Genomic DNA, 20810 nt, shown 5'->3' on the forward strand with positions numbered 1-20810 from the left:
GTACGGATGCCAGCGCAGTCCCGCCCTCAACAGCGTCGTCGTGGCCGCCTTTTCCGCGGTCTGGCGGCCTTCGTGATCTTGTGTGCCGTCGCCGGATATCTGGTGGTCCAGTACATCACCGCGGGCACGGACGCCCCGGGCTGCAAGGTCGTCTCGGGCAGGGACGACGGGGTGGCCTACGAGTTCACGCCGGAGCAGGCGGTGAACGCGGCGACGATCACGGCCGTCGGCACCGGGCGCGGGCTGCCCGAGCGGGCGGTGGCGATCGCGCTGGCGACCGCGCTCCAGGAGTCGGGCCTGCGCAACATCACCCATGGCGACCGGGACTCCCTCGGCCTGTTCCAGCAGCGGCCCTCGCAGGGCTGGGGCACGGAGAAGCAGATCATGGACCCGACGTACGCGGCCGGGGAGTTCTACAAGCATCTGGTCAAGGTCGACGGCTACACGAAGCTGCCGCTCACCGAGGCCGCCCAGCGCGTGCAGCGCAGTGGTTACCCGGAGGCGTACGCCAAGCACGAGCCGGACGCGACGGTGCTCGCCGCCGCCCTCACCGGGTCCTCGGCGGCCGCGCTGACCTGCGACGGCCGCTCGGGGGCGACCTTCGCCGCGGGTCCGGAGGGGGTGCGCGAGGCGCTTGTACGGGACTTCGGCGGGGACGCGCTGGACACCACCGCCAAGGAGGTGGGGGCCGCCGAGGCGACGCCCGCCCCGGAGGCCACGGTGTCCGGACGGACCGTGACCGTGCCCGTTACCGGTGCCGCCAAGGGCCGCGGCAGCCAGGAGCGCGGCTGGCAGCTCGCGCACTGGGCGGTGGCCAACGCCTCCGCGCTGCACATCCAGCGCGTCACGTACGCCGGGCGGGAGTGGACCGCCGGGAACACCCAGAGCGAGTGGCGGGCGATGTCGTCGGAGGAAACCGACGGGGCGGAGAAGGGCGCGGGGTCCGTGCGGATCCTGACTGCTCAGTAGTACGGACGATCACCCGCAGGGGTTACGCACGGCCGCCACGGACGGCGGTGTGCGCAGGTTTTCGCGCAGTCACCCTCGTATTCGCGAAACCCTTGAGGACAAAGGGCTGTAAGGATTCGGCACACTTTCCGACCGGACACCTTTTGACTGTTTTATCCGCAGCCGATAATGCGACGCATTGCCAACTCTTTACGTTGGGCCGCCGCAACCTTCGCGGGCTTCGAGCGGTAGTCACTGCGTCCGAGCCCGGTGATCAACTGCCGGACACGGTCGAACACTTCCCCGTTCTCTCCCGTCAAAGGAGCATCATGTCCCTCCCCCTGACCCGCAGGATCGCCCGTGCCGCGCTGCTCGTTGCTGCGGGAGCGGCAGCCGGGGTCGGTGCGGCCGGCTCCGCCAGTGCGGCCCCCGCCGAACTGCCCACCTCGAACCTCGGCGGACTGACCGCCCTGGACGGGGCGAGCGTCGGCAACACCGTCGACGGCGCGGCGCAGAACGCCACCGGGATCGCCGGCAAGACCGGTGGCAACGCGGTCAAGAAGGCGCTTCCGACCGCGGGCAAGACCAGTGGCAAGGTCGCGAAGAAGGCGGCGCCGGCCGCACAGCAGACGGCGGGCGACGCGGCGGGCTCCGCCGGGGACATCCTGGGTGACACGGCGTCCACCGCGACGAAGGGCGGTCTGCCGACGGACTCCCTGACCAAGGGTGGCCAGCCGACCGAGTCCCTTCCGGTGAAGAGTCTCCCGCTCGGCTGACGGCCGACTGATACGGCGATGGGGTCCAGGGGTGTCTCCCTGGACCCCATCGCCGTATGCGTGACGCTTACGCGAGCCGCTCCACGGCCGCCCGCACCCGCTCGTCCGTCGCCGTGAGGGCCACGCGGACGAACTTCTCGCCCGCCTCGCCGTAGAAGTCACCCGGGGCCACGAGGATGCCCAGGTCGGCCAGGTGGGCGACCGTGGTCCAGCAGGACTCGCCCCGGGTGGCCCAGAGGTAGAGGCTGGCCTCGCTGTGCTCGATGCGGAAGCCGTGGCCCTCCAGGGCCCCGCGCAGGGCCTTGCGACGGGCCGCGTAGCGCTCGCGCTGGACGCGGACGTGTTCGTCGTCGCCGAGGGCCGCCACCACCGCCGCCTGGGTGGGCGCCGCCGTCATCATGCCGCCGTGCTTGCGGATCTCCAGGAGGGGGCCGAGGACCGCCGGGTCGCCGGCCAGGAACGCGGCGCGGTAACCCGCGAGGTTCGAGCGCTTCGACAGGGAGTGGACCGCGACGATGCCGTCGTACGAGCCACCGTTGACGTCCGGGTGCAGGACCGAGACCGGGTCGGCGTCCCAGCCGAGCTCCAGGTAGCACTCGTCGGAGAAGACGAGCACCCCGTGCTCGCGGGCCCAGGCCACGATCCGGGTGAGCTCTTCCTTGCCCAGCACCTTGCCCGTCGGGTTCGACGGGGAGTTGAGCCACAGGAGCTTCAGGCCCTCGGGGTCCAGCTCGGTGGGGTCGTCGTAGACCTCGTACTCGGCGCGGGCCAGACGGGCGCCGACCTCGTACGTCGGGTAGGCCAGGCGCGGGTAGGCGACACGGTCGCCGGGGCCGAGGCCCAGCTGGGTGGGGAGCCAGGCGACCAGTTCCTTGGAACCGACGATCGGCAGGACGTGCTTGTGCGTCACCTCGCGGGCGCCCAGGCGACGCTCCACCCAGCCCGTGATCGCGTCACGCAGCGCCGCTGTGCCCCAGACCGTCGGATAGCCCGGCGAGTCCGCCGCGTCGACGAGCGCCTTCTGGATCAGGTCGGGAACCGGGTCGACCGGGGTGCCGACGGACAGGTCGACGATGCCGCCGGGGTGCGCGAGAGCCGTCTTCTTGTACGGCTCGAGCTTGTCCCAGGGGAAGGTGGGGAGACGGTCGGAGACAGCGGACACGGTGTCTGGCTCACTTTCTGGTACAGCACTCGTACGGCAAACGCCTCGGTCCCGTACAGCGATCAGAGGTGATCGAGCCGTACGGGACCGAGGCGGCGCGCGGGTGCGGGCCGCCCTTACTGGTTCTGCGGCGGCAGTCCGGCCACGAACGGGTGGTCGCGCTCGATCAGGCCCAGCTTGCTGGCACCGCCCGGGGAGCCGAGCTCGTCGAAGAACTCGACGTTCGCCTTGTAGTAGTCCTTCCACTCCTCCGGAGTGTCGTCCTCGTAGAAGATCGCCTCGACCGGGCAGACCGGCTCACAGGCACCACAGTCGACGCATTCGTCCGGGTGGATGTACAAGGACCGGGAGCCCTCGTAGATGCAGTCGACCGGGCACTCTTCGATGCACGCCTTGTCCTTCACGTCGACACAAGGCTGCGCGATGACGTAGGTCACGCTGTCGTTCCTCCTCGATAGGGCGCTGGCGGGCCTCCTCAGGCCCTGCCGCCTGGCGCGCGGGAGCGCGGCGTCGTCGATGCCCACCCCTAGTATCTCCGTTCTTGGGCATGATCCGAACAGGAGGGGTGAACAGACCTGTGGAAATCTCTGCGACGGGGCGCCTTGAGGTCCGTATCACCGCTGCTGACGTGGGCAAACGGGTCTCCGTACGCCGCTTGAACGATCCTTGGGTTCCGGGTGAGAAGTTCACCGACACGGTGGGTGTTCTCGCATCATGGGACAACGGTGTGCTGCTGATCACACGGAAGGGTGGCGAGACCGTCCACATCGCGGAATCCTCGCTGGTCGCGGGCAAGGTGGTGCCGAGCGCGCCGGCCCGCCGCCGCGGACCCTCCGCCACCTACCAGGAACTCGCGCATGTCTCCACGCGCGCGTGGCGGCCGGTGGAGAGCGAGCGGCTCGGCGAGTGGGAGCTGCGGGCCGCGTCGGGCTTCACCCGGCGGGCCAACTCGGTGCTCCCGATCGGCGACCCGGGGATACCGCTGGACGGGGCGCTGGAGGCCGTACGGCGCTGGTACGGCGAGCGCGGGCTGCCCGCGTACATCCAGACCGCGACCGGCGCCGAGGGCACGCAGGAGCTGCTGTGCGCGGAGCTGGAGCGGCGGGGGTGGGAGCGCGAGGTGACCGCCGAGCTGTGGATCGGCGCGCTGGCCCCGATCGCCGACCGGGCCGGGGCGGACGAGGTTCTGCTGGCCCGCGACGCGGACGAGGCATGGCTCGCCCGGTACCAGCGCAAGGGCGTGAGCGAGGTGGCGCTGAAGGTGCTCGGGAGCGGCCCTTCGGTGTGGTTCGCGACCGTGCCGGGCTCCTCCGACGGGGCGGCTCCGGCCGCCATTGGGCGGTGTGTCGTCGACGGACGGTGGGCCTCCTTCTCCGCCGTCGAGGTGGATCCCGGACAGCGGCGGCGGGGGCTCGCCACCACGGTGATGGCCGCGCTGGCCCGGCGGGCGCTCGACGAGGGCGCGTCCGCCGCATGGCTCCAGGTCGAGTCGGACAACACGGGTGCGCGGGCGCTGTACGCCGGGATGGGCTTCGCGGCGCATCACGCGTACCACCACTACCGGGAACCGGCGGTTCCCGACGGCGGCCGGTACGGATCATCGTGACCGGGCACGAGCCAGCTATGCGCCCCCTCTACCCCCCGCCCCCGGAACGCTCCGCCGAACTGCGCCGCCGGTTCGCCGAAGAGGTGCGGTCCGAGCGGCCCGATCTGTCGTCGCTGTGCCTGCTGGTGGGCGCGGAGGCGGACGGGACGCTGGACGAGACGGGCATGGACGCGGCGCAGATCGAACTGGACCGGCTGGCGGGGCAGCTGCCCTTCCGGCCCGGCGGGCCGCGGTCCTGGGCGGTGTCCCTGCGGGAGCTGCTCGGGGAGCGGCTCGGTTTCCGTGGCGCCCCTGGCGACTACCAGCGGCTGGAGTCCTCGCTGCTGCACTCGGTGCTGCAGCGGCGGCGGGGGCTGCCCATCCTGCTGTCCGTGGTGTGGATGGAGGTGGCCCGGCGGGCCGGGGCTCATGTGTACGGAGTCGCGCTGCCGGGGCATTTCGTCGTCGGGTTCGGGGCGGAGGAGGAGCAGGTGCTCGCCGATCCGTTCGACGGGGGGCGGGTGTTGAGCGGATCCGACGCGGAGTTGCTGGTGGCGGGGGCGACGGGGGCGCCGTTGCAACCGTCCATGCTGGTGCCGGCGGATCCGTTGGATGTGGTGCTGCGGATTCTCAACAACGTGCGGGCGTGGGCCGCGGCTCGGCCGGAGCGGTCGGATGTGGCGTTGTGGGCGGTGGAGTTGGGGCTGCTGTTGCCTTCGCATCCGGCTCGGTTGCGGTATGAGCGGGCGCAGTTGTTGGTGCAGCGGGGGGATTTTCTGGGCGGGGCCATGGAGTTGGATGCGTACGCGGATGTCGTGGAGGCCGTGGATGAGTCCGCTTCTGCTCGTGTTCGGCAACAGGCTCATGCCGCGCGAGCGATGTTGAACTAGCGGTTCAGCGGCGGCTGCGGGTGATTCGTGGCTGGTCGCGCCCACGCGGCGGAGCCGCACATTGATACAGCCCCGCGCCCCTGGGGTGGGTTACAGCCAGCCTTTCTCTCTTGCCAGCCGGGCTGCTTCCGCCCTATTCCTCACCGCCAGCTTCTGAATCGCCGTCGAGAGGTAGTTGCGGACCGTTCCCTGGGACAGGTGGAGCTTGGTCGCCAACTCGGCGTTCGTGGAACCGTCCTCCGCCGCCCTCAGGATCTCGCGCTCGCGGTCGGTCAGCGGGTTCGCGCCGTCCGCCAGAGCCGCTGCCGCCAGTGTCGGGTCGATGACCCGCTCCCCCGCCAGGACCTTCCGTACCGCTTCCGCGAGTTGGGCCGCGGGGGCGTCCTTGACCAGGAAGGCGTCCGCGCCGGCCTCCATCGCGCTGCGGAGGTAGCCGGGGCGGCCGAAGGTGGTGAGGACGACCAGCTTGACCGCCGGGAGTTCCTTGTGGACCTGGGCCGCCGCCTCGATGCCCGTGGCGCCCGGCATCTCGATGTCCAGGAGGGCCACGTCGACGTCGTGGGCGCGGACCGCGGCCAGCACCTCGTCGCCGCGGGCCACCTGGGCGACGACCTCGATGTCGTCCTCCAGACCGAGGAGGGCGGCGAGTGCCTCGCGGACCATCGACTGGTCCTCGGCGAGGAGGACCTTGATCGTAGGGCTCATGCGCCGGATCCTACGGGCGCCGACGTGGTGGCGGGGACTCGGGCGGCCAGGCGGAATCCGTGCTTGGTACGGCCCGCCTCCAGGGTGCCGCCCGCCTTCTCCAGGCGTTCGGTCAGGCCCGTCAGACCGTTGCCGGGGCCCTTGCCCGAGCCTCCCGAGCCGTTGTCCTCGACGGAGAGTTCCAGCACCGGCCCGTCGAGGGTCTGGCGTCGCAGGAGCTCGATCGTGCAGCGGGTCGCGCCGCTGTGCCGTACGACGTTGGTGACCGCCTCGCGCAGCGCCCAGGCGAGGGCGGTCTCGCTCTCCTCGGGGACGCCGTCGAGGCCGGGTTCGGCGGGCACCTCCGCGGTGACGTCGGCCGCGTTCAGGGCGACCTGTGCGCCGGCGAGTTCGTCGGACAGCCGGGCGCGCCGGTAGCCGGAGACGGCGGCGCGGACGTCGACCAGGGCCTGGCGGCTGACCTGTTCGATGTCGGCGACCTGCTGGGCCGCCTTGCCGGGGTGGTCGGGGAGCATCCGGCCCGCGAGCTCGCTCTTGAGGGTGATCAGCGAGAGCGAGTGGCCGAGGAGATCGTGCAGATCCCTGGCCAGGCGCAACCGCTCCTCGTTCGCCGCCAGTTGGGCCACCGTCGCGCGGGCCTTGCGCAACTCCACGGTCGTCCGCACCAGTTGCTTCACGCCCATCATCGCGAAGCCCAGGAGCAGCACCACCAGGATCAGGCTCCAGTCGTCCGAGCCGACATGCAGGCCGACCAGAGCCATCGCAAGGGTGTTCACCCCGACCGCCCAGTACGCCATCCGCTGCGGCAGAGTGGCGCCGCACGTGACGGAGACGTACACGAACAGACCGATCCAGGCGCTGCCGAGGCTGAGGCACAGGACCACCGCGAGCAGGCCGAGCAGGACGACCAGGGCGCCGACCGCCGGTCCGGAGAACGGCCGGCCCATGTTCCGGAAGACCAGGGTCAGATAGACGCCGGTGAAGGAGGCCAGGGCCACCCAGCCGGCCGCGGTCGCGGCCGTCGAGTGGTCGCCGGAGTTCAGGTCCTGCACCGGTGAGCCGAGGAAGATCAGCCAGGGCAGTATCCAGACGAGCTTGCGCACCGCGTCCGTCCGGTTGCGGGGCGTCCGGCCCACCAGGATCGAGTTCTCCGCCCGGAGGTCCGCGGGCAGCCCGTCGTCGGTCATCGTCCTCACGCCTTCAGCGTGTCCTTCCGGTACAGCCAGGCCGCGCCGCCGGTGAACAGGGCGAAGAACACGGCGAGGACGGCGATGTCCTTGGCATGCGGGGCCTGGCTCTGCTCGATGGCCTGCCCCAGGGCAGCGTACGCGTGCGTGGGCACCCACTCGGCGATGTCCTGGAGCCAGCCCGGGAAGGTCGTCGTCGGCATCCACAGGCCGCCGAGGATGGACAGCCCGAAGTAGGTGATCATCGTGATCGGGCGGACCGCGTCCCCGCTCGCGAGGTAGCCGATGGCCACGCCGAGCGCGGCGAAGACGAGGCTGCCGGCCCAGATCGAGCCGGTGAGGGCGAGCCACTGCCAGGCGTCCAGCCGTACGTCCTTCACGACCGCGGCGACGGCGAAGACCACGACGATGGACGGCAGACTGACGACCGCGGCACTCGCGGTCTTCGCGAGGACATAGCCCCGGCCCGGCAGCGGGGTCAGCCGCAACTGCCGCACCCAGCCTGTCTCGCGCTCCTTGGCGATGCGCTCGCTGTTGCCCATCAGGACAGCGGTGAGGGCGCCGAAGGAGGCCATCGAGACCATCATGTAGGTCGGCAGGGTCAGGCCCGTCCCGTCGACCTTCGACGTGCTGTCGGCGCTGCCGCCGATGAGCAGGAACAGGATCGAGGGGTAGATCACCGAGAAGAACAGGAACTTGCGGTTGCGCAGGGCGCGGGCCAGTTCCAGCCTGATCAGACTGTTCATGAGGTACGGGCCTCCTCGGCCTCGGTGATGGCGACGAACGCCTGCTCCAGGCCGAGCCCGGCGACCTCGATGTTGCGGGGGTAGACGCCGAGGCCGTAGAGGGCGTGGACGGTGGCGTCGGCGTCGGTGGACTGGATGCGGACGGTGGCGCCCGAGACGGTGAGGGTGGTCAGGAAGGGGAGGGCGCGCAGGGCGGTCTCGTCGACCGGGGCCTCCAGGTCGAAGGAGATGCGCCGGACGCCCGCCTTCGCCTTGATCTCGGCCGCGGTGCCGTCCGCGAGGAGCCGGCCGCGGTGCAGGACCAGTACGCGGTCGGCGATCGCGTCGGCCTCCTCCAGGTAGTGGGTGGCGAACAGGACGGTCCGCCCCTGGTCGGCCTGTTCGCGCATGGTGGCCCAGAAGCCCTGGCGGGTGGTGACGTCCATGCCGGTGGTGGGCTCGTCGAGGACGATCAGGTCGCTGTCGCCGGCGGTCGCGAGGGCGAAGCGGACGCGCTGGGCCTGGCCGCCGGAGAGCTTGTCGACCTTGCGGTCGGCGAGCTGGGTGATCCCGGCGCGGGCCAGGACGTCGGAGGGGCGGTAGGGCCTCGGGTGCAGATCACAGGCGAGCCGCACCAGCTCGGCGACCGTCACCTCGTCCATCAGCCCGCCGCTCTGCAGCATCGCGCCGACCCGCCCGGCGACGATCGCCTCACGCGGCCCGCCACCGAAGAGCCGCACGCTGCCGCTGTCGGGGTTCCTGAGTCCGAGCAGCAGATCGAGCGTGGTCGACTTACCGGCACCGTTGGGCCCCAGCAGGGCCACGGTCTCCCCCGGATACAGAGCCAGGCTCAGCCCGTCCACGGCCCGGACCTCGCCGTACGCCTTGTGCACCTGGTCGAATTCGACCGCTGTCGTTGTCATGTGATCCAGAGTGGCGCTCCGGACCCCTCGCCCGTCAGTGTCGGCGGTCCTGACTGCCGGATGACAGATGTCATACGACGTCTACGACGAGGGGGCACCCGGCGCGTGCCGGGTGCCCCCTCGTCGGTGCGAGGACCGCTAGCTGGGGTTGGTGTCGATCGCCCCGGTGCGCTCCGCCGTCGTCTTGCCGAGCAGCACCTTGCGCAGTACGGAGACGACGTCCTGCGGCAGGACGTCACGCTCACCGGTCGCGGTCTTGACCTTCACGCCGTCGAAGACGGAGCCGTACGCCTCCTTCAGCGCCTCCAGGTCGTACGTCTCGACGAGCTTGCCGTCGACAGCCTTGACCCCGAGGATCTTCGGCAGGGACAGCGCGCCGAACTGGATCGGCGTGGAACCGCCCGTGATGGTGACGACCTCGGACATCGCGGGCTTCGCGAACTCCTTCATCATGCGGTCGACCTCGGCGTTGGTGATCGACGGCTGCTGAGTGGTCGTCGCGACCGTCACCGCGCCACCGCTGCCGGTCTCCACCTGGGTGCGGTACGCCTCCTCCACCGCGGTGGTCGACTTGGCCACGTCGATGCCCTTGCCCGCCTTGCCGTACACGGCGACGGCCTTGCCGGCGGAGGTGAACTTGATCGTGCCCTCGGTCACCGAGCCGGAGCTGCCGCCCGCGTCCTTCAGGGCTGCGGTCAGCTTCTCCTCGTCCACCGGCATGTTCGGCTCGACGACCCGGTGGTTGCCGAAGAGGGAGCCGATGACGGACATCGGGTTGTAGTCGCTCTGCGCCGCCACGGCGACCGTGGCCGTCTCGTCGAACTGGAGGCCCGCCTGGTCCGGCTTGAGCTCGACGGTCTTGCCGCCGACCGACAGCTTCAGCGGCTTGTTCACCCGGTCGCCGAACTCCGCGTCGAGCTTCTTGACGGCATCGTCGCGGGTGCCGCCGCCGATGTCGACGCCGAGCACAGTCGTGCCCTTGGGTACGTCGGAGTGGTTCATCAGCAGCCCGGCGCCGTAGGCACCGGCCGCGATGACGAACACACCGCTGCCGATCAGGACCAGCTTGTTGCGGCCCTTCTTCTTGGCCTTCTTCGACGAGGCGGGCACGCTCTGCGCCACCGGCTCGGGGAGCTTCGGCACCGTGTGCTGCATCGGTCCGTCGGACGGGGCGCCCTGCCCGAACGGGGCGTTCTGGGTGCCGGGCGGCACGACCGGGATACCGCTGGTGACGGTGTGCCCGGAGACGTTGTCCGGCGGGGCGCCGGGGGTGCCGTAGCCGGGGGTGCCGGGTTCGGGGGCCGGCTTCTGCGGGGTGAGGATCGCGGTGTCGTCGCTCAGACCGCCGCCGGGGCCACGACCCGGCCCGCCGGGGCCGCCGTGGAGACCGGCACCGGGGAGGGTGCCCGCGCCCGGCCCCGCGAGGCCGGTCATTCCGCCGGAGGCGCCGGGAGCACCGGGGCCGCCGAAGCCGCCCGGGGCACCGGGACCGCCGGGACGCTGCTGACCGCCGGGGCCGCCAGGGGCACCGGGGATGCCGGGCATGCCGGGACCAGCCGGTCCGCCGGACACGCCAGGTCCACCAGGTCCACCAGGTCCACCAGGTCGACGGTGACCGCCAGGGCCGCCCGGAGCGCCGGGGCCGCCGTACGCGCCCGGGCCACCAGGACCGCCGGGCCCGCCAGGCCCGCCGTTGACCGGCGGTACGACCGGGCCGTCACCGGTGACCGGGCCGCCCGTCGGGCCCGCGGGGCCCTGGGGGCCGCCACGGCCGTTCGGGCCGGCGAAGTCGTTCGGGCCGTTGAAGTCGTTGGAGGCGTCGAAGCGGTGCGAGCCGGTGGAGCTGTTGAAGTCATTCAGGCCGTCGAGGCTGTGCGAGCCCGTCGAGCTGTTGAAGTCGTCGTAGCCGTTCGCACCGCCCGGGCCGCCCTGGGCGCCGTAACCGCCCTGCCCGCCTTGCCCGTTCTGGCCGCTCTGCGCACCATCGCCGTTCTCCGCGAAGTACGGCAGATCGTCGCGCCGCGGCTCGCCACCCGGACGCGAGCCGTTGCCCAGCGCCTCGGTCACGTCGAAGGAGCCGGTGCCGCCGCCGTGCCCGGGTGCCACGGGGCCGCCGGTCGCACCGGGGAGTCCCGCACCGTTCGTACCGCCGCCGGGACGGGAACCTCCCGGCACGCTCATGGCGCCGACCACACCACCGGGGCGTCCGGCGGCGGGGCCGGGCCGCGCAGCGCCGGGAGCGGCACCGGAACCGGGGGGCGCCGCACCCGAACCAGCGGGCGCACCCTCCCCGTTGGTCGCACCGCCGCCCTGACCGCCCTTGGGCGGGCCGGACTTGCGCGGCGCGAACCAGTTGCTCGCCTTCTCCTCAGCGGGCGGCGCGGGGTCGGCCGGAGGCGCGACGGTGCCCGTGGGGGCGCCCGGTGCCGGCGCCTCGGCCGCGGCGGGCGCGGTGGGCTCGGCATCCGCGACCGGTGTACGCACGACGACCGGCGGGATGGGCCGCGACCCGGGGATGTTGATCCGGATCCGGGTCGTCAGCGTGGTCTCGGTCTTGCGCTCCTCGGACTGCGTGCCCGAACGGACCGCGTCCGTACCGTCGTCGGAAACCATGGGGGTCCCGTAAGGCGGCGTGCCCGAAGGGTAGGCGGCTCCGCCGCGCCCGTTGGGCCCGGAGGACGGACTGTCAGTTTCACGACTCAAGGCAGGTTCTCCCGGTTGGCTCCACCGGCCGTGTCGACCTCAACTGCGCGGGCGGCTCGGCGGCGCGCACCACCATACTGGCCACTTCTGGCGCGTATCCCACGACCGCTGGGGAAACCCACACGGGACTCGCACGTCCCAGTCGCGGCGAAGTGGTACGTCACTTGCCAAGTCGGACGGCATCGCCGCCCGGTTGCCGCCTCTGCCCAAGCGTGGCGCAGATCACAGCTGTGGCCATGCCGCCGAGCAGAAAAAGATACGAGCCGGTGCCCGCGCCGAAGAGGAAATCCCCTTCCGGCCGGCTCGCGGTGAGCAGGATGACGGCGAGCATCCAGCCGGCGGCGGGTGCGACGGCCCCGCCCCGGCTGCCGACGGCACGCGCGCCGCCCAGACAGAGTCCGGCCTCACCGGCGAGCGCGAGCAGCAGCCCGCCCGGGAACCAGCCGGCCTGCACCAGCGACCCGGCGGCGCCGATGACCGCGCCGAGCACGAAGAGACCGGCGAACACCAGCGCCCGCCCGGCGGGGGGCGCCTTCAGGGGCTGGGCGAGCAGGGATCCGGGCTCGTTCATGAGGTCGCCTCCGTACCGGCGAAAAGATCGGTCTCGCGCGCTCCGAGTGCCCTTTCGCCCCGTACCAACTCGTAGTACTCGGTGGTGAAAACGGGCTGCGCGAGGTCGTTGGACAGCACGAAGTACGGCTCGGCGACGGTGACCTGGGTGGCGTGCGCGGCCATCGCGGCGGCCTTGGCGGCGGCGTACGCGGTGCCGTCGATCTCGGTGGTGATCCGCTCGTCGGCCACGACACCGGGGACGTCGTCGAGGACGCCCGGCTTGTCGAAGGGGAGCCCCGGCAGCACCTCGGCCAGCCGCTCGAAGGCCTGCTCGCCGAGCGAGCGGGGTACGCGGTTCCAGTAGATCTTGGGAATCGTCCAGCCCGCTTCGGCGGCCAGGTCGGCGGCGCGCATGGCGACGCGGTGGGCCTGGATGTGGTCGGGGTGGCCGTAGCCGCCGTTCTCGTCGTAGGTGACGAGCACCTGGGGGCGTACCTCCAGGATCACCTCGACCAGCCGGGCGGCGGCCTCGTCGACGTCCGCCCGCCAGAAGCAGGCGGGGTCGTCGTTGTCGGCGAGGCCCATCATCCCGGAGTCCAGGTAGCGGCCGGGGCCGCCGAGCAGACGGAAGTCCTGGACGCCGAGTTCACGCATCGCGGCGGAGAGCTCGCCCAGCCGGTACTCGCCGAGGGCGGGGCCGGTGAGGTGCTGGAGCTCGGCCGGGATGACCTCGCCGCGCTCGCCGAGCGTGCAGGTGACCAGGGTCACGAGGGCACCCTCGGCGGCATAGCGGGCCATCGTCGCGCCGTTGTTGATCGACTCGTCGTCCGGGTGCGCGTGCACCAGCAGCAGACGCCGGGCGGGTGGTTCCGTCATGGACCCCACCCTACGAGGCCTCCGCCCTCCTCCCCTGCCCACCCGCCACCTACCGCCCCGGCATCACCTCTGGTCGTCGAGCACGTGGGCGATGGCGAGCGCGATGCGTTCGATCCAGTCGATGGCGTCGTTCACGCTCGCCTCGTCGATGGGGCGGCGTTGCTCCAGATCACCGTCGATCAGGTCGGCGTCATGTGCGATCTTGTTGCGCCGCTGCGTGATCTCCAGATAGCGGCTGCGAAGTTTCTTTTCGTTCAGCGAAGTGCGCCCCTGGAAGAACGACTGATTGATCCATCCAGCGGCCTCATACCAGACCTTCATTTCCGTGACGAGCTTGAGCACCTCGGAGATCTTTCCGGGGTGCTGGAGCGACTGGGCCGCGAGTTTGTCACGCAGGTGCTCCACGACAGCGTCGGACACCGTGACGTCGCCGCGCTTCACTGCCTCGACCGTGTGCAGAGGCAACTCATAAACCCGCAGCTGGTACGGCATGTCGGAGCTGTCCTTGGCCGCCAACTCGGCGACCCTGCGCAGCACTTCCTCGTGCGGCCAGTGGTCGATGGCGGCGACCGCTTGCACCCAGGCCGCCCGATAGAAGTCGTCGATGTCGATCGTGGGCGACTTGAACGGGGTAAGCATCTTGCCCGCTTCCACCATGCGTCGCGCGTACGACAGATTCGTCATGAACGCCTCGAACTGACGCGTCTGCGGTCTGGGAACGGCCATGGGTAACCCCGTACGACTCTCCGTCATGATCTCCAAGAGCACGATCCCCGAGTCACACGGGGATGAGTCAGGCTGGGCAGGACCAGGTTGGAACAACGTGGCCGATTCCGAGTCTTCCTTTTCCGGATCACGCCCCGTCGACTCGGCCGGGTCATGGCGGTCAGGTGGGGGATAGCCGGGTGCTGGAGATGGCTGCCACCTGCCTGATCCCAACCCGCGTCCGGCAACGGCACGCCCAGATCCGAGCCGTACGGTCCGAGAGCCGTCGTTCAACCGCGCATACCGGCCTACGATCACCGGAGATGACCAGTCATGCCTGACATTGAAGGGGGCTCGGATGGCTGAGCTCGTCCGGCGGCAACACCTCGATGCGGACGTGGGCTATCACGCCCTCGGGTTCCAGGAGTCCGACGACGGCGACTTGCCGGTCCCGTTCCCGGACGACTTCGAGCAGGGCGTGTTCCTCAACTCCTTCCCGGGACGTCTCGACATTTACAGCGCAGGCCACACCCACACGGCTTCGGTCGATGCAGAAGTGTGGGACGGGCAACCACCCCCACAAGACCCCGCGGGCTGGGACGAACAAGGTGAGGCCGACTTCGAGTCGACCAGCGGCGAGGTGGCGGTGTGGTCCATGAGTCTGGGACGCGCCGATGACGTCATCACGCTCGCGGACTCGGGCGGCTCATGGCGGGTGCGCGTGAGTTGCACCGGCCGTGCTGAAGCAGCCGCCCTGTCGGAGGGTGAGGGCATCGGCGGGGGCGTGGAAAAATACCTCGTACAGTTCTGGCCCGCCAAGCCCTGAGCGCGAGGGCGGGAGAGGCCCATCCAAGCCTCCCCCGCCCCTGCCCTTATCAGGAGACGATCTTCACGATGAAGCCGTCGTCCATCCCGTCGATGATGCGGTTCTTGGCATAGAAGCTGGTCAGGATGTTGCCACCCGCACCGTTGTCGGTCTTGGCGATCGGCTTCACGGAGAAGTTGAACTTCTTCACGTCGTCGTCGTAGTCATGCTCGGCCGCCCCTTCATAGGTGGTGGCGAAGGGGTACTCGTCACACTCTCGGTCGCCGCCCCAGGAGTAGTTGGCACCCCAGTACCGCTTGCACTGCTTGACCGCCGCCTTGCGGTTGGCGTCCCGACGGTCCTTGCTCACCGTACGGTGCAGCGGATCCTTCACCGTCTGGCCCGGGACCTTCTTCGCCGACATGTACGGCTTGGTGTCTTCCGGCTTCGTGAACGCCGTCTTGACGTGCTGTGCAGCCGCACGTTCCTCCGCACCCGGCTTCGCGCTGTACGTCATCGTCGGTACGTAGCTGAAAGTCGCCGCACCTTTCCTGTCCGGGTTACCGCCACCGGTGGAGTTGGCCAGATAGCTCGCGGCATCCCACCGCGGGGCGAGCATGAACAGCTTGCCTCCCAGGGCACCGCTGAGTGTCCAGCCCGTCGGCGGCGTGTAGCTGATGGCCGGCTCGTACACCGCGAAGATCAGGTCCGTGGAGCCACTGCTGCCCTGCCCGGGCTTCGCGTTCACCGTCTGACTGAACGTGCGCAGTGCCTTCAACTCGGTGAAGGTCTTCGTCCCGGGCGTGTTCCCGCCCCGCGTGTAGCGCACTCCGGACGGCCAGCTCTGCGGGATGTTCCCCTTCGTCGTGATCGGCATGGTCGCGGCGCCGGTCGACCCGGTCGTGACGAAGTCGGTGAAGTAATACTGGAAGTTGATGGTGCGGCTGTTCTTTGCGATCGTCCCGACCACACGAACGTTGAACATGCTCTCGCCGACCGGCTGGTTGTTGCGCACCCAGGTCTGCAGGAACGAGGCTCCGTTGCACACCGCGAAGCGGGACTTGACGAAGAACTTCTTGTCGCTTCCCAGGCCCTTCTTGCACTCCTCGAACGTCATCTTCCGCGAAGGCTCGGGAGCCGTGACCATCGGCCCGACCGCCGACCGCGCACTTGCGGCCTCCACCAGCGGCACCGAACCGGACGCCTTACGCGACAGCGGAGCATACGACGCGGCAGGTCCCACCGTCTCCTGCGCCAACTCCGTCCCAGGCTCCGCCTGCCGCGCGAGCTGGCGAAGCCGGTCCATACCTCGCCCGCTCTGCAAATCCTCCAAGGTGGGCTTCTTCGCGCCTACCGGCAGCACATACGACTCGACGCGCAGGTCAACGGAGCTGCCCGCGCTCGCCAAGGACGGTGCCGCCGCAGACAAGACGGCGACCGCCGTCCCGGTGGTCAACGCCCGTCTACCTATTCGACGCAGCCATGCCTTGTCCATCGTGGAACCCCCGAACTCACGTGGCGCCAGACCTCACGTCTGAGCACCTGGTCGAGGGCAATAGTTATCGAACTGGCGAGCGAAAACATGGATGACACACGGAAGTTGGCGTGCTCATAACGACGCATTGGCCGAGATCAGGACGCCGCCGACCGATAACAACGTCCTGTCAGAAGCCCAGATACGTGATCTGTACGATGTAGACCCGCTCGCTGCGTACGACGACCTGGTACCGGAACATGCCCCCGGAGACGAGGAACTGGCGTCCCTGAGGGTCGAGGCCCTCGTGGGCCCGGCCGTGGACATGAAGGGCTTCAGCTGCCCTGACCAGTTCGTCAGCCGCACGTTCGATGGTGGCCAGGAAGTCTGACGGTAGGGAGCGGACGGCCTCTTCAGCTCCGAAGGCGTACTCCCACTTCCAGCTCACTCGCGAACTGCCTTCATCGCCTCGTCGAGAACGGCACTCAGCTCGCGAAGGGCTTCCCGTGCGATGGCTGGATCCTCATGCTCCAGGTTGCCCTTCGCCTGGGCATATCGAGCGGACAGGTCCGGGCGACGGGCAATCTCGATCTCCTGAGCCCAGGCCAGCACCCAGCTCTGGACAGGGCTCAGAGACTGCCACTCGACCGCCTTGGCGAAGGCGTCGTCCTTCATGGCCTGCATCTCGTCCAGGCGACCTGGCGCGACGATGGCGAGAGCGGCGCGCAGGGCATCGGGAGTCGGCTCGGGACGGGGGATCAGCTCGCGTCCGTGGTCGGCCTGAGTGCTCATGGTGTCCTCCAGTGCGTGCCCCGGCCAGAGTAGCCGGGCTGAGGGACGGGGGCCTCGCACAGCGGGCTCAGGCGACGGTGGCAGCGGAAGTGCGTGTGCCCGGTTCCTCGTCGGCCCGCTTCATCCACGCCGCTACGGTCTCGGGACGGTGGAAGGCGAAGACCTCGCGGGAGCGCGCGTCGGGATCGACACGGTTCAGGAAGTACGTCTCCGCGCCCGTGCTGACGTAACGGAACGCGAAGGGTTCCTCCCGGCGCCACACGGCCATCGCGTGTTCCTTGAGCACACCGGCCGCGTATCGCTCGTTCTGGGCGAGGGCACTGGCGAGTGGTGTTCCCTCACGCTTGGCCTCGACGACCCCGACGATCTTCCCGTCGACGTACAGGACGTAATCGGCCCGGCCGGTGGCCAAGGTGAACTCCTCGATGGCCACGCCCCGGCCCGCGAGCGGGTTGGCCTCCGCCTTGCTCTGGATCAGCCAGCCCGCCTTGAGCAGCATCGCGTCGATCTTCTTGCGCGCCTGGACCTCGTTGAGAGGGGCTGGGCGCTGGGCGCGTTCGACGACGGCGTCCCGGGCCGCGGAGGCGACCTTGCGCGGTTGGAGGCGCTCACGGTCGTACTGCTGCTGGTGGGCCGCCCGCAGGTCGGCGACCTGCGCCCTCAGGTCCTCGATCTCCGCGGCGTACGCCGACTTCTGCTGCCGCGCGCTCTCGATCAGGGCCTCGGCTTCGACACGGGCCCGACGCTCGGCCTCCAGTCGATTGCTGGTCTCGGACAGCTTGACGCGTGACTCGGCCAGTGATCGGCGATGGCCCTCCAACGCCGCCTGGAGCTCCGCGATCTCCTCTGGGTCGACGGACTGTGTATCGGCTGGGAGCGTCGGCGGGACGAAGGCCGACACGGTCCGCGTCCCGCCCGTGGCACGGTCGAAGAGATCACCCAACTGCCAACACAGCTTCAGCGCTTCGAGCGCCTTCGTCGTGTCGAAGAGATGGTTGTGCGCGGCATCGTTGCGGCCTCGGCGCAGCTTGCGCCTCACGGCTCCAGCCGACGAGCACTCCCGCACGTGTGAGCGCGTTGAGGCGGTCGAACTGGGTCGTGCCCGTGGCCCGCGTGCCCGTGCGGGCGACGGGCACCTCCGCCAGCACCTCGCCGAACTGGCCTGCGCTGACGTAAGCCGCGTTCGGATTGGTGAGGACGGTGGGTTCCGCCTGCGAGCCATAGATGGCAAGGAGAGGCTGATACCCGCACAACCGGCCGAAATTGGGCGAAGCCTTCGCCAGTTCCCGGAGCCGGTCGTCCCCACTGCGTCTGTCCACGCGCCCCAGCCTCAGCCCTCGCTCGTCCTGGATCCGTCATCAAAGCCTACGGAGCCAGAGACACGCGAGGGAGGACAACAGGCCGGGCGGGCGCGGCGTCAGAACTTGATGCTGCCGATCATCCCCGCGATGTTCGTCGTCAGCTCGCTGATCGTCGGCGCCATGGTCGACGAGGCCAGGTAGAAGCCGAGCAGCATGCAGACCACCGCATGTCCGGCCTTCAGCCCTGACTTCTTGACCAGCAGGAAGACGATGATCGCCAGCAGCACCACCGCCGAAATCGAAAGTGCCACGGCGGCTCACCTCCAAAGATCCCAGAAGCGCGGGGGTCGGACCAGGGGGGCAGATAAATCCATACAGGCGCCAGCAGGTTCATACCCACTATGCGCGTTTGATCATAACTATCCGTGCGCGCGCATCCGTCGGCGCACTGCCGCACAAGGGGGCGCATGGCCAATATGGTCGGAGCATGACGACGACGTCCGACTCCTTCCCCCGCCGACATGCCCGGACCCAGCGGTTCACGCTCGGCGCGCCACGCGCGTTCGCGGTGGCTCCCGACGGTTCCCGTGTCGTGTTCCTGCGCTCGTCCTCCGGTACGGACCGGGCGAGTTCGCTGTGGGTGCTCGACCCCGCGGACGGCGGGGAGCGCGTGGCGGCCGACCCGCGCGCCCTGCTGGGCGGGGCCTCGGAGGACCTCTCGCCGCAGGAGCGGGCGCGGCGCGAGCGGAGCCGTGAGGGCGGGGCCGGGATCGTCGGCTACGCCACCGACACGGCGGTCGAGTTGGCCTCTTTCGCCTTGTCAGGACGGCTCTTCGCGGCGGAGCTGCGGGCCGGCACGGCACGTGAACTTCCCGTCCCCGGGCCGGTGATCGACCCACGCCCCTCCCCCGACGGCCGGTTCGTCGCCTACGTCGCACAGGGCGCCCTGCGCGTCACGGGTGCCGAGGGCGAGGGGGACCGGGCGCTGGCCGAGCCGGAGTCGGAACACGTCACCTACGGGCTCGCGGAGTTCATCGCGGCCGAGGAGATGGGGCGGTCGCGGGGGTTCTGGTGGTCGCCGGAGTCGGACCTGCTGCTGGTCGCGCGCGCGGACGACACTCCCGTACGGCGCTGGTGGATCTCCGACCCGGCCCGTCCCGAACGTGATCCACAGCACGTCGCGTACCCGGCGGCGGGTACCGCGAACGCGGAGGTCCGGCTCTTCGTGATCGGCCTCGACGGGGCGCGCACGGAGGTGTCCTGGGACCGGAAGCGCTACCCGTATCTGGCGCATGTGCACTGGTCAGCGGCGGGCGCCCCACTGTTGCTGGTGCAGGCCCGGGACCAGCGCAGCCAGCTGTTCCTGGCCGTGGACCCGGGGTCGGGGGCGACGCGGATGGTGCACGCCGACGAAGATCCAACTTGGCTTGATCTTTTCCCGGGAGTGCCCTGCTGGAGCCCTTCCGGGCGGCTCGTCCGGATCGCGGACGAGGGCGGCGCCCGGGTCCTCGCGGTGGGCGACCGCCCGCTGACGGGGCCGCAGTTGCACGTCCGTGCGGTGCTGGACGTCTCCGACGACGACGTGCTGATCTCGGCGTCGGCCGGGGAGCGGGCGGCCGCGCCGGAGACCGGCGAGGTGCATGTGTACCGGGTGAACGAGCTCGGCATGGAGCGCGTCTCGCAGGAGCCGGGCGTGCACTCGGCGGTGCGCGCCGGGGGCGTGACGGTGCTGGTGTCGGCGACGCCGGGGCGGGCCGGGTCGCGGGCGCAGGTGCTCAGGGACGGCGACCGAAGGGAGACGGGGGTCCCCCCGGCCGGAGGCTGGGGGAGGACGTCGACTGTCACGTCGTATGCCGAAGATCCCGGTATGTCCCCGCGCATGATCCTCACCGAGGGGGGCGCACGGCGGATCCCATGCGCCGTGCTGCTGCCTCACGATCACGACGGTGCGACCCCGTTGCCGGTTTTGATGGATCCCTACGGTGGTCCGCACGGTCCCCGCGTCCTGGCCGCCCACAACGCGCACCTCACCTCGCAGTGGTTCGCCGACCAGGGTTTCGCGGTGGTCGTCGCGGACGGCCGGGGTACGCCCGGTCGCTCGCCGGCCTGGGAGAAGGCGATCCACCACGACCTCACGGTGTCCCTGGACGACCAGGTCGAGGCGCTGGAGTCACTGGCGAAGTCGTATCCGCTCGACCTCTCCCGGGTGGCGATCCGGGGCTGGTCCTACGGCGGCTGGCTGGCAGCGCTCGCGGTGCTGCGCCGCCCCGATGTCTTCCACGCCGGGATCGCGGGGGCGCCGGTGACGGACTGGCGGCTGTACGACACGCACTACACGGAGCGGTACCTGGGCGATCCGACGGCGTCACCCGAGTCGTACACCAGGAGCTCCCTGCTGACCGACGAGGGCCTCTCCTCCCCCGCCGAGCCGCACCGGCCCCTGATGATCGTGCACGGCCTGGCGGACGACAACGTCGTCGCGGCCCACACCCTGCGCCTGTCCTCGGCCCTGCTCTCAGCCGGCCGCCCGCACGAGGTCCTGCCCCTGTCCGGGGTGACCCACATGACCCCGCAGGAACAGGTCGCGGAGAACCTGCTCCTGCTCCAGGTCGACTTCCTGAAGCGGTCGTTGGGGCTGTCGTAACCGCACAAATACCCACGAACTGCGTTAACACACAGGCAACTTGGCCGACCCGATCCC

At 70.2% G+C, this 20810-nt stretch carries 21 protein-coding genes; 6 read left to right on the forward strand and 15 right to left on the reverse strand.

Annotation, left to right across the window (positions count from 1 at the left end; all coding sequences use genetic code 11):
* Nucleotides 1-6: 6 nt before the first annotated feature.
* Nucleotides 7-969, forward strand: coding sequence for a heavy metal transporter (locus QF037_RS17275; protein ID WP_307026226.1), 963 nt, complete (start codon nt 7-9; stop codon nt 967-969).
* Nucleotides 970-1277: 308 nt separating this feature from the next.
* Nucleotides 1278-1724: an ATP-binding protein gene (locus tag QF037_RS17280; protein ID WP_307026228.1), complete on the forward strand. Its 447-nt coding sequence runs from the start codon at nt 1278-1280 to the stop codon at nt 1722-1724.
* A gap of 67 nt (nt 1725-1791) precedes the next feature.
* On the opposite strand, the gene QF037_RS17285 is transcribed toward QF037_RS17280, so the two are convergent.
* Nucleotides 1792-2886: a bifunctional succinyldiaminopimelate transaminase/glutamate-prephenate aminotransferase gene (locus QF037_RS17285; RefSeq protein ID WP_307026230.1), complete on the reverse strand. Its 1095-nt coding sequence runs from the start codon at nt 2884-2886 to the stop codon at nt 1792-1794.
* 116 nt (nt 2887-3002) lie between these two features.
* Complete coding sequence (fdxA, locus tag QF037_RS17290; protein ID WP_006346810.1) at nt 3003-3323, reverse strand: ferredoxin; 321 nt, start codon at nt 3321-3323, stop codon at nt 3003-3005.
* A gap of 140 nt (nt 3324-3463) precedes the next feature.
* On the opposite strand from fdxA, the gene QF037_RS17295 reads away from it, so the two are divergent.
* Both QF037_RS17295 and QF037_RS17300 read left to right on the forward strand, forming a co-directional pair.
* Nucleotides 3464-4492 carry a GNAT family N-acetyltransferase gene (locus tag QF037_RS17295; RefSeq protein ID WP_307026234.1) on the forward strand — a complete coding sequence of 343 codons (1029 nt, stop codon included), beginning with the start codon at nt 3464-3466 and terminating at the stop codon, nt 4490-4492.
* A gap of 17 nt (nt 4493-4509) precedes the next feature.
* Nucleotides 4510-5361, forward strand: a complete 852-nt coding sequence (locus tag QF037_RS17300; protein WP_307026236.1) for a transglutaminase-like domain-containing protein — start codon at nt 4510-4512, stop codon at nt 5359-5361.
* A gap of 90 nt (nt 5362-5451) precedes the next feature.
* Here QF037_RS17300 and QF037_RS17305 read toward each other — a convergent pair whose 3' ends face one another.
* The 8 genes from QF037_RS17305 to QF037_RS17340 all read right to left on the reverse strand — a co-directional run bounded on the left by QF037_RS17305 (nt 5452) and on the right by QF037_RS17340 (nt 13758).
* Nucleotides 5452-6066 (reverse strand): response regulator transcription factor, encoded by a 615-nt coding sequence (locus QF037_RS17305; protein ID WP_307026238.1) that lies wholly within the window; start codon nt 6064-6066, stop codon nt 5452-5454.
* Nucleotides 6063-7253, reverse strand: coding sequence for a sensor histidine kinase (locus tag QF037_RS17310; RefSeq protein WP_307037213.1), 1191 nt, complete (start codon nt 7251-7253; stop codon nt 6063-6065). The genes QF037_RS17305 and QF037_RS17310 overlap by 4 nt, the downstream gene beginning before the upstream one ends.
* A 5-nt stretch (nt 7254-7258) precedes the next feature.
* Nucleotides 7259-7999 carry an ABC transporter permease gene (locus QF037_RS17315; protein ID WP_307026240.1) on the reverse strand — a complete coding sequence of 247 codons (741 nt, stop codon included), beginning with the start codon at nt 7997-7999 and terminating at the stop codon, nt 7259-7261.
* A complete protein-coding gene (locus tag QF037_RS17320; RefSeq protein WP_307026242.1) occupies nt 7996-8901 on the reverse strand; it encodes an ABC transporter ATP-binding protein in 906 nt (301 codons plus the stop codon). The genes QF037_RS17315 and QF037_RS17320 overlap by 4 nt, the downstream gene beginning before the upstream one ends.
* Nucleotides 8902-9039: 138 nt before the next feature.
* Complete coding sequence (locus QF037_RS17325; RefSeq protein WP_444972115.1) at nt 9040-11604, reverse strand: hypothetical protein; 2565 nt, start codon at nt 11602-11604, stop codon at nt 9040-9042.
* 160 nt (nt 11605-11764) lie between these two features.
* Nucleotides 11765-12175, reverse strand: coding sequence for a DUF6113 family protein (locus tag QF037_RS17330; protein ID WP_307026246.1), 411 nt, complete (start codon nt 12173-12175; stop codon nt 11765-11767).
* Nucleotides 12172-13032 (reverse strand): N-acetyl-1-D-myo-inositol-2-amino-2-deoxy-alpha-D-glucopyranoside deacetylase, encoded by an 861-nt coding sequence (mshB, locus tag QF037_RS17335; RefSeq protein WP_307026248.1) that lies wholly within the window; start codon nt 13030-13032, stop codon nt 12172-12174. The genes QF037_RS17330 and mshB overlap by 4 nt, the downstream gene beginning before the upstream one ends.
* A gap of 63 nt (nt 13033-13095) precedes the next feature.
* Nucleotides 13096-13758 carry a hypothetical protein gene (locus QF037_RS17340; RefSeq protein WP_307026250.1) on the reverse strand — a complete coding sequence of 221 codons (663 nt, stop codon included), beginning with the start codon at nt 13756-13758 and terminating at the stop codon, nt 13096-13098.
* A 337-nt stretch (nt 13759-14095) separates the two neighbouring features.
* Between QF037_RS17340 and QF037_RS17345 the strand changes: the two genes are divergently transcribed.
* Complete coding sequence (locus QF037_RS17345; protein WP_307026252.1) at nt 14096-14563, forward strand: hypothetical protein; 468 nt, start codon at nt 14096-14098, stop codon at nt 14561-14563.
* Between the two features lie 49 nt (nt 14564-14612).
* Here QF037_RS17345 and QF037_RS17350 read toward each other — a convergent pair whose 3' ends face one another.
* From QF037_RS17350 to QF037_RS17370, 5 genes are all read right to left on the reverse strand, one after another.
* Entirely contained in the window at nt 14613-15998 is a 1386-nt protein-coding gene (locus tag QF037_RS17350; protein ID WP_307026255.1) for a NucA/NucB deoxyribonuclease domain-containing protein, read from the reverse strand.
* A 208-nt stretch (nt 15999-16206) separates the two neighbouring features.
* Nucleotides 16207-16464: a hypothetical protein gene (locus QF037_RS17355; RefSeq protein ID WP_307026256.1), complete on the reverse strand. Its 258-nt coding sequence runs from the start codon at nt 16462-16464 to the stop codon at nt 16207-16209.
* The gene (locus QF037_RS17360) at nt 16461-16808 is read right to left on the reverse strand and encodes a hypothetical protein (protein WP_307026258.1); all 348 of its coding nucleotides are present in this window, start codon (nt 16806-16808) and stop codon (nt 16461-16463) included. The genes QF037_RS17355 and QF037_RS17360 overlap by 4 nt, the downstream gene beginning before the upstream one ends.
* A 67-nt stretch (nt 16809-16875) precedes the next feature.
* Entirely contained in the window at nt 16876-17847 is a 972-nt protein-coding gene (locus QF037_RS17365; protein WP_307026260.1) for a type I restriction endonuclease, read from the reverse strand.
* 378 nt (nt 17848-18225) lie between these two features.
* A complete protein-coding gene (locus QF037_RS17370; protein WP_266888429.1) occupies nt 18226-18420 on the reverse strand; it encodes a hypothetical protein in 195 nt (64 codons plus the stop codon).
* 176 nt (nt 18421-18596) lie between these two features.
* Here QF037_RS17370 and QF037_RS17375 point away from each other — a divergent pair, with 176 nt between their 5' ends.
* The gene (locus tag QF037_RS17375; RefSeq protein WP_307026264.1) at nt 18597-20753 is read left to right on the forward strand and encodes a S9 family peptidase; all 2157 of its coding nucleotides are present in this window, start codon (nt 18597-18599) and stop codon (nt 20751-20753) included.
* The last annotated feature ends 57 nt before the right edge of the window (nt 20754-20810 follow it).

It is taken from the genome of Streptomyces canus (assembly GCF_030815415.1).
GTDB classification, from domain to species: domain Bacteria; phylum Actinomycetota; class Actinomycetes; order Streptomycetales; family Streptomycetaceae; genus Streptomyces; species Streptomyces canus_F.

Bases quoted from the DNA above. Each gene is read 5' to 3' on its own strand.
- mshB (WP_307026248.1), bottom strand. From the start codon at position 13,032: ATGACGGAACCACCCGCCCGGCGTCTGCTGCTGGTGCACGCGCACCCG.
- QF037_RS17330 (WP_307026246.1), bottom strand. From the start codon at position 12,175: ATGAACGAGCCCGGATCCCTGCTCGCCCAGCCCCTGAAGGCGCCCCCC.
- QF037_RS17360 (WP_307026258.1), bottom strand. From the start codon at position 16,808: ATGAGCACTCAGGCCGACCACGGACGCGAGCTGATCCCCCGTCCCGAG.
- QF037_RS17310 (WP_307037213.1), bottom strand. From the start codon at position 7,253: ATGACCGACGACGGGCTGCCCGCGGACCTCCGGGCGGAGAACTCGATC.
- QF037_RS17320 (WP_307026242.1), bottom strand. From the start codon at position 8,901: ATGACAACGACAGCGGTCGAATTCGACCAGGTGCACAAGGCGTACGGC.
- QF037_RS17375 (WP_307026264.1), top strand. From the start codon at position 18,597: ATGACGACGACGTCCGACTCCTTCCCCCGCCGACATGCCCGGACCCAG.
- QF037_RS17275 (WP_307026226.1), top strand. From the start codon at position 7: ATGCCAGCGCAGTCCCGCCCTCAACAGCGTCGTCGTGGCCGCCTTTTC.
- QF037_RS17280 (WP_307026228.1), top strand. From the start codon at position 1,278: ATGTCCCTCCCCCTGACCCGCAGGATCGCCCGTGCCGCGCTGCTCGTT.
- QF037_RS17345 (WP_307026252.1), top strand. From the start codon at position 14,096: ATGGCTGAGCTCGTCCGGCGGCAACACCTCGATGCGGACGTGGGCTAT.
- QF037_RS17305 (WP_307026238.1), bottom strand. From the start codon at position 6,066: ATGAGCCCTACGATCAAGGTCCTCCTCGCCGAGGACCAGTCGATGGTC.
- QF037_RS17315 (WP_307026240.1), bottom strand. From the start codon at position 7,999: ATGAACAGTCTGATCAGGCTGGAACTGGCCCGCGCCCTGCGCAACCGC.
- QF037_RS17300 (WP_307026236.1), top strand. From the start codon at position 4,510: ATGCGCCCCCTCTACCCCCCGCCCCCGGAACGCTCCGCCGAACTGCGC.
- QF037_RS17340 (WP_307026250.1), bottom strand. From the start codon at position 13,758: ATGGCCGTTCCCAGACCGCAGACGCGTCAGTTCGAGGCGTTCATGACG.